Annotated in this window: 10 protein-coding genes; all 10 read left to right on the top strand. The window is 46.0% G+C overall.

What is annotated here, in order from left to right:
- The first annotated feature begins 6 nt into the window (after positions 1–6).
- The 10 genes from lepA (at position 7) to mtaB (ending at position 13,093) form a co-directional block, all read left to right on the top strand.
- Entirely contained in the window at positions 7–1,818 is a 1,812-nt protein-coding gene (lepA, locus tag V6C27_00165; GenBank protein MEG6614847.1) for a translation elongation factor 4, read from the top strand.
- A 361-nt stretch (positions 1,819–2,179) separates the two neighbouring features.
- Complete coding sequence (gene hemW / locus V6C27_00160) at positions 2,180–3,313, top strand: radical SAM family heme chaperone HemW (GenBank protein MEG6614846.1); 1,134 nt, start codon at positions 2,180–2,182, stop codon at positions 3,311–3,313.
- A gap of 84 nt (positions 3,314–3,397) precedes the next feature.
- Positions 3,398–4,429 (top strand): heat-inducible transcriptional repressor HrcA, encoded by a 1,032-nt coding sequence (hrcA, locus tag V6C27_00155; protein ID MEG6614845.1) that lies wholly within the window; start codon positions 3,398–3,400, stop codon positions 4,427–4,429.
- A 36-nt stretch (positions 4,430–4,465) separates the two neighbouring features.
- Positions 4,466–6,031: a TCP-1/cpn60 chaperonin family protein gene (locus V6C27_00150; GenBank protein ID MEG6614844.1), complete on the top strand. Its 1,566-nt coding sequence runs from the start codon at positions 4,466–4,468 to the stop codon at positions 6,029–6,031.
- 16 nt (positions 6,032–6,047) lie between these two features.
- A complete protein-coding gene (gene grpE / locus V6C27_00145; GenBank protein MEG6614843.1) occupies positions 6,048–6,575 on the top strand; it encodes a nucleotide exchange factor GrpE in 528 nt (175 codons plus the stop codon).
- A 158-nt stretch (positions 6,576–6,733) separates the two neighbouring features.
- The gene (gene dnaK / locus V6C27_00140) at positions 6,734–8,587 is read left to right on the top strand and encodes a molecular chaperone DnaK (GenBank protein ID MEG6614842.1); all 1,854 of its coding nucleotides are present in this window, start codon (positions 6,734–6,736) and stop codon (positions 8,585–8,587) included.
- A 211-nt stretch (positions 8,588–8,798) separates the two neighbouring features.
- On the top strand, positions 8,799–9,929 hold the full coding sequence (gene dnaJ, locus V6C27_00135; protein MEG6614841.1) for a molecular chaperone DnaJ: 1,131 nt from the start codon (positions 8,799–8,801) through the stop codon (positions 9,927–9,929).
- 22 nt (positions 9,930–9,951) lie between these two features.
- Positions 9,952–10,881 (top strand): 50S ribosomal protein L11 methyltransferase, encoded by a 930-nt coding sequence (gene prmA / locus V6C27_00130; protein MEG6614840.1) that lies wholly within the window; start codon positions 9,952–9,954, stop codon positions 10,879–10,881.
- Between the two features lie 4 nt (positions 10,882–10,885).
- Positions 10,886–11,626 carry a 16S rRNA (uracil(1498)-N(3))-methyltransferase gene (locus V6C27_00125; protein MEG6614839.1) on the top strand — a complete coding sequence of 247 codons (741 nt, stop codon included), beginning with the start codon at positions 10,886–10,888 and terminating at the stop codon, positions 11,624–11,626.
- Between the two features lie 156 nt (positions 11,627–11,782).
- A complete protein-coding gene (gene mtaB / locus V6C27_00120; GenBank protein MEG6614838.1) occupies positions 11,783–13,093 on the top strand; it encodes a tRNA (N(6)-L-threonylcarbamoyladenosine(37)-C(2))-methylthiotransferase MtaB in 1,311 nt (436 codons plus the stop codon).
- The last annotated feature ends 51 nt before the right edge of the window (positions 13,094–13,144 follow it).

Raw genomic sequence — 13,144 nt, 5'->3', positions numbered from 1 at the left:
GTCTTGATGTCAATTAGTCAAGACCGAATACGCAATTTTTGTATTATAGCCCATATTGACCATGGTAAATCCACCTTGGCTGACCGTCTACTGGAGTCCACTGGTTCATTAACCAAACGGGAGATGGACGAACAGGTTCTCGATACAATGGATTTAGAAAAAGAACGTGGCATTACTATCAAACTACAGGCTGTTCGTCTGGTATATAAAGCTAAGGATGGCCAAGAGTATTTGCTTAACTTAATCGACACTCCTGGACACGTAGACTTCACCTATGAAGTATCCCGCAGTTTAGCCGCCTGTGAAGGGGCGTTGCTGGTGGTAGATGCTTCCCAAGGTATTGAAGCCCAGACATTGGCCAACGTTTACTTGGCATTAGAACACGATTTGGAGATTATTCCTGTCATTAACAAAGTAGATTTACCCAGCGCTGACCCCGAACGGGTCAAAAAGGAAATAGAAGACGTGATTGGACTAGATGCTTCCAATGCTGTACATGCATCTGCCAAAACCGGCCTTGGTGTAGAAGAAATCCTAGAACAAATTGTTCATAACATACCTGCCCCCCGGGGTAATAACGATGAACCGCTGAAAGCACTCATCTTTGATTCCCACTATGATGCCTATAAAGGGGTTATCGCCAACATCCGGGTGATGCAAGGTACATTAAAAAAGGGTATGAAGATCCGCATGATGGCCACCGGTGCCGAATTTGAAGTTACCGATGTTGGTTTTTTCCGTCCGACCATCACCCCCACGGAAGAATTGAAATCCGGTGAGGTGGGCTTTGTGGCTGCCAGCATCAAAAACGTTAAAGACTGTCGGGTGGGGGATACCATCACCGATGCCAATAATCGAGCGGACCAGCCCTTGCCAGGTTATCGCAAAGCTACCCCCATGGTATACTGTGGTATTTACCCAGTGGATAATGTGGAATACGGAGATTTACGGGATGCGTTGGACAAACTGAGCCTAAACGATGCTGCATTGGCTTATGAGCCGGAAACATCCGATGCCCTGGGCTTCGGCTTCCGTTGTGGTTTCTTGGGTCTGCTGCATTTAGAAATTATTCAAGAACGGTTAGAGCGGGAATATAAACTAAACATTATCACCACCGCCCCCAGCGTTGTTTACCATGTGTATACCACCGGTGAGGAAGTGCTCCACATTTCTAACCCATCTAAAATGCCTGAACAGAGTAAAATTGACCATATGGAGGAACCTTTTGTTAAAGCCACCATTATGGTACCCAAAGATTTTGTTGGCTCGGTAATGGAATTGTGCCAAGAGCGGCGGGGTGTATTTAAAAATATGGAATATCTTGGTATGACTAGGGTAATGTTAGTCTATGATTTGCCGCTGTCCGAAATTATTTTTGACTTCTTCGATCAGTTAAAAACCCGCACCAAAGGATATGCCTCCTTTGATTACGAAATGAGTGACTATCGGGAAAGCAAACTGGTTAAAATGGATATCCTGCTTAACAATGAGCCAATGGATGCACTATCTTGTATTTTGCACAAAGATAAATCCTATTACCGTGGCCGAGCATTGGTGGAAAAATTGCGCAGTCTGATTCCCAGGCAGCAGTTTGAAATTCCCGTTCAGGCCGCCATCGGCAACAAAATTATTGCCAGAGAAACAGTGCGGGCGCTGCGCAAAGACGTACTGGCCAAATGTTACGGCGGTGACATCAGCCGTAAGCGCAAACTGTTGGAGAAACAAAAAGAAGGTAAAAAACGCATGAAACAAGTGGGTAACGTAGAAGTGCCCCAAGAAGCCTTCATGGCAGTGCTGAGCATTGGGGACGACAAATAAACATTATGCATGTGGGCCTTTGGGGTCGAATTAGGAATTACGAATTTTGAATTGGTTGGTGTGATGTAGTTATATATAGTACAGTAAAAGGTGTGCATGCCTTGGTGTGCACATCTTTTTGTAGTGTAATACTAACTTTGGCTAGTGGTAAATACGCAGGTGGTTTTTGCCTCTGCTTCCAAAATAAAGGTGAGTTAAAAACCCGGCACATGCTGCAGTAAGCGAACGATATATAGTTGAGCAGTGAACCGAACTTAGCGAAGTAGGCTGTCGGAGTCAGGGTGGCGCATAGGACGTGCGCCACCGGCAATTGCTTTTAAAATTAACTAAATCAGGAAACACTAAAATAGGAGAATTATAAATGATTAGTCTATATGTCCATGTGCCCTTTTGCGTGCAAAAATGTACTTATTGTGACTTTGTCTCTTTTCCTTATAAACCGGACATAGCCCACAGATATTTACGGGCATTGGAACAAGAGATGTGTTACTATGCTGAGCGTTTGTCTGCAGGACAAAAACAAGTGGGCACGGTATTTATTGGGGGTGGCACGCCCTCGATACTGCCGGCAAAGGATTTAGCTTGGTTATTGGAAAAACTACAACATTACTTCCACTGGCAACCAGAGGCAGAGGTGACGGTGGAGGCTAACCCCGGTACATTGGACAAAGAAAAATTGCTAACCCTATACCGCGGGGGGGTAAACCGCCTGAGCTTAGGAGTGCAGGCTTGCCAACCCCAGCTATTGCAGGTGCTGGGACGGATACACAACCTCAACCAAGCACTACAGGCGGTGGATGTTGCTCGGCAGGTGGGTTTTAATAACCTAAGCATGGATTTAATCTTTGCCGTTCCCGGCCAAAGCTTAACCCACTGGCAACAATCGTTAAAAATATTAACAGAGTTGGAACCACAACACATATCATGTTATAGCCTACAATTGGAAGATGGCACTCCGTTAACGGCAGCGGTGGATCGCGGAGAACTGGTCCGCTGCGACGAGGATTTAGAATTGGCCATGTATAATGAAACAATTAGTTTTTTGCATCGCTTAGGTTACCAACATTATGAAATATCAAATTTTGCCCAACCCGGTTTTCAATCCAAACACAATTTAGTTTATTGGCACAATCAGGAATACCTTGGCTTAGGGCCAGCAGCCCATTCCCATTTAAACAGCCAGCGGTGGGCCAACACCGGAGATATTAACCAATATGCTGACGCCATGAAAAAAGGAACCCCTTTGTTAACGGAACACATCCAACTTACTGTGGCAGCTAGCATGTCCGAAACAATGTTTATGGGCTTGCGGTTGTTGGCCGGTGTAAACCTAAATGCATTTTATCGACGGTTTGGTCGCAGTGTCTTTGATGTCTGGCCTGAGGAAACAGCTAAGTTAATTAAACAGGGATTAATTGAAAATACCGGTAGTCACCTGCGGCTAACCCCCAAGGGGTTGCCGTTGGCAAATATTGTTTTTGCCGAATTCGTGTAGCTTGACAAATAACAAGTCAAGTGCTATTTTATTGATAGTACTTAGCACTCATCAAGATAGAGTGCTAACAGGAGGCGGTTCGTAATGAAAATGGATGACCGCAAGAAAAAAATATTGCTGGCAATCATTCAAGATTACATCTCCACTGCAGAACCAGTGGGCTCCAGAACCATTTCCCGTAAGTACAACCTGGGCGTCAGCCCAGCCACCATTAGAAATGAAATGGCAGACTTAGAGGATTTGGGATTGATAGAGCAGCCCCATACATCGGCTGGCCGTATTCCATCAGATTTAGGATATCGCTACTATGTAGACTATCTAATGGAGCCGGAAAAGCTGTCCGTTGAGCAAATGCAGTTTATTAATAGCAGTTATAAAGATAAAGCCCAAGAACTTGGTAAAGTGATTAATCGCACCGGTCAATTGTTATCGGATCTTACCAATTACACTTCCATCGTGACGTCACCGCAAATGAGCCAGGCTCAAATTAAATATGTGCAACTGGTGTCAATGGCGCCAACTTTAGCGATGGTGATAATAGTGTTAAATTCGGGTGCGGTATATCATCACCAAATTGAAGTGGCCGAAAGTATTACGCAACAGGACTTAGAGCAGATCTCCAGAGTGCTTAATGCTAAGCTATCTGGCGTAAATATGGAAAACATTAAACTGACCTTACTAAATGAAATCTACCTGGAGTTATCCCGTTATCGAGATTTTGTGGACGTGGCGTTAGAGCTAATGCAAAATAATCTCGCAAAACAGGTGGAAGGTAAGATTTATTTGGGTGGGGTATATAATATCCTCAACCAACCGGAGTTTCACAATATCGAAAAGCTGAAAACTTTGTTATCGCTGTTGGAAAAAGAAAGTTTACTGCAAGACATTATGATGGGTAAAAAAGATGGTCTGTCGGTACGCATTGGGGTGGAAAACAACCAAGAGGAGATTAAAGACTGTACCATGATTACCGCCACATACAAAATCGGTAATCACATGCAGGGTACCATTGGTGTACTGGGGCCCACTCGGATGGAGTACTCCAAAGCGATTACCATAGTGGAGCATCTTTCTAAAATATTAAATTATACATTGGAAAAACTAAACAGAGGTTAGTAAACAGATTTAGCCATATAGAGGAGGAACCCAGTTTTGAGTTTGAAACAACAGGTAAGCCGGGGGTCCGAAGTAGATGAAAAAATGTCTGCCCTGATTACCAACGCCAATGCGGTGCGGGCCATCGCCTCGGCAGTGGAGGGTACCCTTGGTCCAAAGGGCTTGGATACCATGCTGGTGGATCGCTTTGGTGAGGTGGTAATTACTAACGATGGGGTAACTATTTTAACCATGATGGAGGCCAACCATCCAGCGGCAAAAATGTTAATTAACATTGCCAAAGCCCAGCAGGAAGAAATTGGCGATGGCACCACCACCGCCACGGTGATGGCCGGGGCACTGGTTAGTGCTGGCGTTGATCAGGTGGCCAAAGGGGTGCCGGTGGCCAGAGTAATTGAAGGTTTGCGGGCTGGGCTGAATAAAGCCCAACAAGTAATTAGAGAACAAGCCACACCTTTAACCAGTCTGGAGAGCCCACAGATACACCAGGTGGCGTTAGTTGCTGGCCGTGAACATCGGGATATTGCTGAACTGGTGGTTAAGGCGGCAGGTTTAATTGGTGAGGAAAAGTTAAAAGACAGCAGTTTTAAACTGGCGGACACCATTATGGCAGAAGAAGGGGCCGAAAATCGCGTATTTATGGGTGTTATCATTGACAAAGAGCGCCTAAACAAACAAATGCCCAGAGATCTACAAAATGTAAAGGTACTGGTTATTGATGATGCCCTAGAGCCAGAAGAAATTGGCGAAGAAGCCCTCAGTACTGAATCGGGATTTGCCCGTTATTTAGAGTTACAAAATGAATTTAGAAGCAATTTGCAAAAAATTATAAAATTAGGCGTCGGTCTGGTGCTGGTGGATCGCGGTGTTGATGATACTGTAGAAGAACTGTTGACAGATGCCGGTATTATGGTGGTGCAGCGGGTTACTCATAAGGAATTGCGCAATGCTGCAGAACACTGCGGAGCCAGGATGATTAAACGTACTGGACTGAAAAAGAGCAAAGAAGATCTAGCTAAATATTTGGGCCACGTTGAGCAAATAAAAAGTGAAGAAAAATTAGAACAGGTTTGGCTAATGGGTGGCAGCGGTAAGCCCATGGCCACTGTGCTGGTGGGAGCAGCCACCACCGAAGTGGTGGGAGAACGGCAGCGCATTGCCAAGGATGCCGCATCGGCGGTACAAGCGGCGGTGCGTGGTGGTTTGGTGCCCGGTGGTGGATCACTGGAGTTGGCAGTGGCCCGGGATGTGGAAAAATTGCGTGAAGGTATGCGCGGCATGGCTGCCTTTGGCGTAGACTGTGTAGTTGAGGCCCTAAGGCGTCCCATGTCTCAAATAGTGGCCAATGCCGGTTTTAACCCTCTGGAAAAGTTGGGTGATGTTAACGTGGCTCAATTGGAACAGGATAAAAACTCATTGGGAGTAGATTGTGATACCGGGGAAGTGGTTGATATGCTGGCCCTGGGAGTGGTGGACCCAATGTTGGTTAAAGCCCATGCCTTAAAAGCGGCAGGTGAGATAGCAGAAGCTATTTTACGGATAGACACCATCATCAAAATGAGAGATGAAAAAGGTGACAAGGATTTAGCCTTTGAAGGCTAGAAAATGAGGTGATGATTTGTCAGAAGAAATCAAAACTGAAGAGGTAAATTCCGAAAAAGAAATAAAATCAGAGCAAACTAAAACTGACATTTCAGTGGAGGAATTGCAGCAACAGTTAACTCAAAAAACTGCCGAAGCCGAAGAACACTATAATCGTTTGTTGCGCGTCCAGGCGGATTTTGATAATTTCCGTAGACGCACCCGTCAAGAAAAGGCAGATTTAATTAACTTTGCCAGCGAAGAGCTAATTACCGCCATATTGCCGGTACTGGACAACTTTGAACGGGCGCTAAGTGCAGCACCGGCCGACGAGTTTGCCTCGGGGGTAGAAATGATTTACCGACAGTTGATGGATGTGCTAAGTAACCAAGGGCTGGAAGTTATTCCAGCAGTGGGTGAAGAGTTTGATCCCAACTACCACGATGCAGTGATGCAAGTGGCCAGTGATGATTATAAAGAAAACACTATAGTGGAAGAACTAAGACGGGGTTACATATTAAAGGGTAAAGTGATTCGCCCCGCTATGGTGAAAGTGGCTCAGTAGGAAAATAAGACCTAAACAGACAGTAGGGGTCGGCACGCCGACCTACCAAAGTAACATGGGTTTACCTGGGGGCGGGCATGGAAACCCGCTCTATGAAAAAGAATGTGTTTATGTAATGAAGCATGTAAATTTTGCAAACATATGGAGGTTGAAATAATATGAGTAAAGTTATCGGCATTGACCTTGGCACCACAAACTCTTGCGTAGCCGTAATGGAAGGTGGCGAAGCAGTGGTTATCCCCAACCCAGAGGGTGCCCGGACCACTCCTTCGGTGGTGGGTTTTTCTAAAACCGGAGAACGTTTAATTGGCCAAGTGGCTAAACGACAAGCAGTGAGCAACCCTAAAGGTACCATTAGCTCTATTAAGCGTCACATGGGTACCGATTACAAAGTAGAGGTGGATGGCAAAAAGTATTCACCCCAAGAAGTGTCAGCGATGATTTTGCAAAAACTAAAATCAGATGCCGAAGCCTATTTGGGTGAGAAGGTAGATAAAGCTGTTATTACCGTACCGGCATACTTCAGTGATGCTCAGCGTCAAGCAACTAAGGATGCTGGTAAAATTGCTGGTTTAGAAGTTTTGCGGATTATTAACGAACCAACCGCTGCTGCACTGGCTTATGGCTTGGACAAAGAAGATGACCAAACCGTACTGGTATACGACCTAGGTGGCGGTACCTTTGACGTATCCATTATGGAACTGGGTGACGGCGTATTTGAAGTTAAATCAACCAGTGGCAACAACCGCCTGGGTGGGGATGACTTTGATCAACGAGTCATTGACTGGATGATTGCCGAGTTTAAAAAAGAGAGCGGCATCGATCTGAAAAACGACGGTATGGCCATGCAACGCTTAAAAGAAGCGGCCGAAAAAGCTAAAATCGAATTATCGGGGGTTATGACCACTAATATCAACTTGCCCTTTATTACTGCCGGCGCCGACGGCCCCAAACACTTAGACTTAAATTTAACCCGGGCTAAGTTTAATGAGCTGACTGCAGATTTGGTAGAGAAAACCATGGGCCCAACCCGGCAAGCACTAGAGGATGCCGGCTTGCAGCCTAACCAAATTAATAAAATACTGTTGGTTGGTGGTTCCACCAGAATTCCGGCGGTGCAAGAAGCCATTAAAAACTACTTAGGCAAAGAACCGCACAAGGGCATCAACCCAGATGAATGTGTGGCCCTAGGTGCTGCTATCCAAGCTGGGGTGCTGGCTGGGGAAGTTAAGGACGTATTACTGTTAGACGTAACCCCGCTGTCCCTAGGTATTGAAACTTTAGGTGGTGTATTTACCAAATTGATCGAACGCAACACCACCATCCCAACATCCAAAAGCCAAGTGTTTTCCACTGCTGCGGATAACCAAACTTCGGTGGAAATTCATGTGCTACAAGGGGAGCGTCAAATGGCAGCCGGTAACAAAACCCTGGGCAGATTTACGCTGTCTGACATTCCACCGGCACCACGGGGTATTCCACAAATCGAAGTTAAGTTTGACATCGATGCCAACGGTATTGTTAACGTGTCAGCTAAAGATAAATCCACTGGTAAAGAGCAAAGCATTACCATTAATAACACCAGCAGCTTAAGTGATGAAGATATCGATAGAATGGTTAAAGATGCAGAAAAGTATGCTGAGGAAGACAAAAAACGCAAAGAAGAAGTGGAAGTGCGCAACAACGCTGACAGCATGATTTATCAGGCAGAAAAAACCATTAAAGACTTTGAAGATAAAGCGGATAAACAACAAGTGGATAACGTAAAAACCGCCATTGAGGCTTTGCGCACCGCACTGGCTGGCACCGATATTGAAGATATCAAACAAAAAACTGAAGATCTTACTAAACCGTTGCATGAACTGGCCACAGCCATGTATCAGCAAAATGCTGGGCAACCGGGTGCCGAAGGCGGTTGCGCCGGTGGCAGCTGCGACGGACAACAGCAACAACCACAGGACGATAATGTAGTGGATGCTGAATACGAAGTAAAAAAAGATGATAATCAATAAAGACAATTAAAGCATAATATAGTACAATAATGAAATGAACTGCAGGGGAGGTATTAAGCTCCCCTGCAATTTCTGCTGTAAAAGAAAATTGATCTATCAGGGGTACAGTTTCCTTGTGTCATAGGTTTTCTGTTACATGAGTGTAGCTAGGCACCGCTAGATAGAGCCTAGCTATTTGAAGTAATTCAAAATTAATAAGGTGGTGACACCATTGAGTAAGAGAGACTATTACGAGGTGCTGGGGGTCTCTAGGGATGCTTCGCAAGATGAACTTAAAAAGGCCTACCGTAAGCTGGCTCGTAAATACCATCCGGATGCCAATCCAGATAATAAAGAAGCGGAAGAAAAGTTTAAAGAGGCAGCTGAGGCCTATTCTGTCCTCAGTGATGCCGAAAAACGTGCCAACTATGACCGCTTTGGTCATGCCGGTGCTGACGGTCAAGGTTTTGGTGGTTTTGACTTCAGTGGTTTCGGTGGGGACTTTGGTGGTATTAACGATATATTTGACATATTTTTTGGTGGTGGCGGCGGTGGTCGGCGTAACGGGCCCCAAAAGGGTGCTGACTTACGGCTAAACCTAGAGCTATCTTTTAAAGAGGCAGCCTTTGGAGTGGAAAGAGATATTAAAGTACCCCGCAGTGAACATTGTGAAACCTGTAGTGGTACTGGCTCTGCTCCGGGTACCCACACCAAAAATTGTGGCGTTTGTCATGGTACCGGGCAGGTGCAACAGGCCGTCAATACACCCTTTGGCCGGATTATGCAATCCTCAACCTGTCGCAACTGTAATGGTACTGGTAGAATTATTGAAAAACCTTGCCCCACTTGCCACGGAAGTGGCGAAGTGCGCCGTAACCGTAGTATTCATGTTAAAATACCTGCCGGTGTCGACAATGGCAACCGCATTCGCTTAACTGGTGAAGGTGAACGGGGAGTGCGAGGCGGCCCCCCCGGAGATCTGTATGTATATGTTACGGTGCGTCCGCACAAGCTATTTAAGCGAGATGGCAACGACATTTTCTGTGAAATTCCCATTAGCTTTGTGCAAGCAGCCATGGGCGATGTCATTACCGTGAAAACGCTAGAAGAAGAAGTGGAAATGAAGATACCGGAGGGTACCCAAACCGGAGCGGTCTTCCGCTTGCGGGGCAAAGGTATACCCTACCTTAACGGTGCCGGACGCGGCGATCAGCATGTGCGGGTAAAAATAATTACCCCCACCAAGCTTAGCGATAGACAGCGGGAGCTCCTGAAGGAATTTGCTAAAGCGTCAGGGGATCATATCCCAAAGGGGGCGGAAAAAAGTTTTTTCGCCAAGGTAAAAGACGCCTTTACCGGGTAAAGTAAAAGGGGAGAATATTACGGTGAATTGGTTAGAAGTGGCGGTACACACCCCCACCGAAGGGATAGAAATAATATCTTTTATATTTGAAGATTTGGGCACAGGCGGGGTAGCCATTGATGACCCCGCCCTTATTTATAAGTATATAGAGTCTGGAGTTTGGGATTATTGGGAGTTTCCGGACGAAGTGCTCAATCGGGAGATGCCAATAGTTAAGGGCTATTTTCCGGCCACCGAAGCGGCCGAGCAAAAAGTGACCCAGTTAAAAGAACGGCTGAGTAAACTGGATTTAAAAACCAAACCTAAAATTTATGTCAGAGAAATCAAAGAAGAAGACTGGGCCACTGCTTGGCAAGCCTATTACAAGCCAGTTAAAGTGGGCCAACGTTTTATAGTTAAGCCAACTTGGGAAGAAATAAAGGTAGAGCCAAACCAAGTGGTGCTGGAAATGGACCCCGGCATGGCCTTTGGCTCCGGCACCCATGCCACCACCACCATGTGTCTGGAATTTATTGAAGACTGCATCATTGGAGGCGAAATGGTCTGCGATGTTGGCACTGGCACGGGAATTTTAGCCATTGCTGCTGCTAAGGTGGGAGCAAAGAAGGTGTTGGCAGTGGATGTGGATGAAGTGGCTGTGAAAGTGGCCAAAGAAAACATTGCCGGCAACATGGTGGCCGACAAAGTTCAAGTGGTGCAAGGTAACTTACTGGATCACTTTGCCGGCGAAGCTGACGTGATCATCGCCAACATTGTGGCTGATGTGATTATAAAATTGGCTCCCGATGCCCTTGAGGCTTTGCGACCGGGTGGGTATCTAATTACCTCTGGTATTATTCGTGACCGGGCAGAGGAAGTGTTGTCAGCATTACAGCAAACTGGTTTTAAGTTGCAGGGGCAACGGCACCAGGGCGAATGGGTAGCCTTGCTGCTGACTAAAGTTAGGGGGTAAGGGTTTGGCCCGTTTTTTTGTAGAACCCAAAAACATTAAGAAGAACCAGGCTTTTATTACCGGACAGGATGCTAAACATGCACAAAAGGTATTGCGGTTAAAGGAAGGAGATTTGGTAACAATATTGGATGGAGTTGGCAACCAATTTCGCGCCCAAATTCGGGATTTTAACCGGGAATTAATTACCTGTGACTTGCTGGAACAACAGCCGGCAGTGGGTGAGCCGCCGATAGCCATTACGCTCGCCCAATGTTTGCCGAAGGCAGATAAAATGGAACTGGTTATTCAAAAGGGAACGGAATTAGGGGTGACGAAATTTATTCCCATCAAGTGCCAACGTTCGGTAGTTAAATTGGATCAAAAAAAAGGTGCCGAACGCCGTGAAAGATGGCAGCGGGTAGCAATGGAGGCAGCCAAACAATGCCGTCGTCCAATGGTACCCATGGTAGAAGCGCCAATGGAGCTAAAGGACCTTTTTGAACAGATACCAGCAGATGCCCTGGTGGTGATGCCCTACGAAAACGAAACCACCCGGTCATTACAAGAGATTGTCAAGGAATACAGTGACCAAAAGAACTTTTACATAATTATCGGCCCTGAGGGTGGATTTGACCAAGAAGAAGTGGCCCTTGCCCAACAACATGGAGCCAAGTCCATTTCACTAGGGCCAAGAATTCTGCGTACAGAAACCGCCGGCTTAGCGGTGATTAGCGTTATTATGTATACATATGGGGATCTGGGGTAAGAGCAATTATGAATTTTGAATGTCTTCCTAAATCGTAGGGGTCGGTTTCCACGCCGACCCGCCAAAGAAACATAGATTTGTTCTGCGGGCAGGCATGGAAACCTGCCCCTACACTGGACGAATAAAGATGATTGTTTGTTTTAAGGGGGGAGAACCGTGAAAAAGGTAGCAATTCATACATTGGGTTGTAAAGTCAACCAAACGGAATCTGCGGCCATTGGAGAAATGTTTAAAGAACATGGTTACCTCCTGACAGAATTTGGTCAGCCAGCAGACGTATACATTATCAACACCTGCACCGTTACCCACCTGGGGGATCGCAAAAGTAGACAGATGATTCGGCGGGCGGCCAAAATCAACCCCCAAGGGCTGATCGTGGTTACCGGATGCTATGCCCAAACCTCCCCCGGAGAGGTGATGGAAATACCAGGGGTTGATCTGGTAGTGGGAACAGCCGATAAAAACAAAATTGTCCAATTGGTGGAGCAAGAGGTGGCTAAGCCCGCCGGTCCAGTAAACGCTGTGCTGGATGTCTTTCAGCAGCACGAATTTCAAGAGTTACCCACAGTGACCGAAAGCGGCAAAACCAGAGCCTTTATCAAGGTGCAAGAGGGTTGCAACAACTACTGTGCCTATTGCATTATCCCCTATGCCCGGGGGCCATTGCGCAGTCGCAGTTTAACCAACGTTGTGGAAGAAGTACATAAACTGGTTAAAGAGGGCTTTAAAGAAGTGGTGCTCACCGGTATTCACACCGGAGCCTACGGCCTTGATTTTAAAGATGGCACTGAATTGTCTACACTAATAAAGGAACTGGTGCATATAAATGGGCTAAAGCGGTTACGTTTAAGTTCGGTGGAACCAAATGATATTACACCGGAGCTAATAGGTATTGCTCAGTCATCAAAGGTGTTTTGTAATCACCTACATATACCAATGCAAAGTGGCGATGACCAAGTGCTGAAATCCATGGGCCGTCGCTATACCACTAAACATTTTGAACAACTGATTGCCGACATTAGAAACCAAATACCAGATATCGCCATTACCACCGATGTAATTGTTGGCTTTCCTGGCGAAACCGAAGAGCTTTTTGAAAACACCTACAAATTTTGTCAGAAGATGGCTTTTTCCGGCATACATGTATTTAAATATTCACCCAGAAAAGGTACTAGGGCAGCTGACTTCCCCAACCAGGTGGCCGCCGAGCAAAAAGAAAAGCGCAGCCATCGCCTTATAGCTCTAGGCCAGCAAATGGCCAAAAGTTATGCCGAAAGGTTTTTGGGTCAAACTGTAGAAGTACTGGTTGAACAACCGGTAAAGGATAACCCTGGGTGCTGGGAAGGTTTAACCGAAACCTATCTGCGGGTGGAATTTTCGGCCATTGGAGATTTGCATGGACAACTGGTACAGGTACGATTAAAGGAACAGCAGGGTGATAAACTGTTTGGAAAATTAAATCAATAATGGGCAGGATTTATCGCCCCTTCGTTGAATATGTTTTAGTTGTGAGTATAT

The sequence above is a fragment of the Peptococcaceae bacterium 1198_IL3148 genome (assembly GCA_036763105.1).
Classification (GTDB): domain Bacteria; phylum Bacillota; class Desulfotomaculia; order Desulfotomaculales; family Desulfohalotomaculaceae; genus JBAIYS01.
Note: the sequence above shows the minus strand (reverse complement) of the source record. Positions and strands in the feature narration are given on the sequence as shown.

Coding starts and splice junctions, on each gene's coding strand:
- lepA (MEG6614847.1), top strand. CDS start 7: ATGTCAATTAGTCAAGACCGAATACGCAATTTTTGTATTATAGCCCAT.
- hemW (MEG6614846.1), top strand. CDS start 2,180: ATGATTAGTCTATATGTCCATGTGCCCTTTTGCGTGCAAAAATGTACT.
- hrcA (MEG6614845.1), top strand. CDS start 3,398: ATGAAAATGGATGACCGCAAGAAAAAAATATTGCTGGCAATCATTCAA.
- dnaK (MEG6614842.1), top strand. CDS start 6,734: ATGAGTAAAGTTATCGGCATTGACCTTGGCACCACAAACTCTTGCGTA.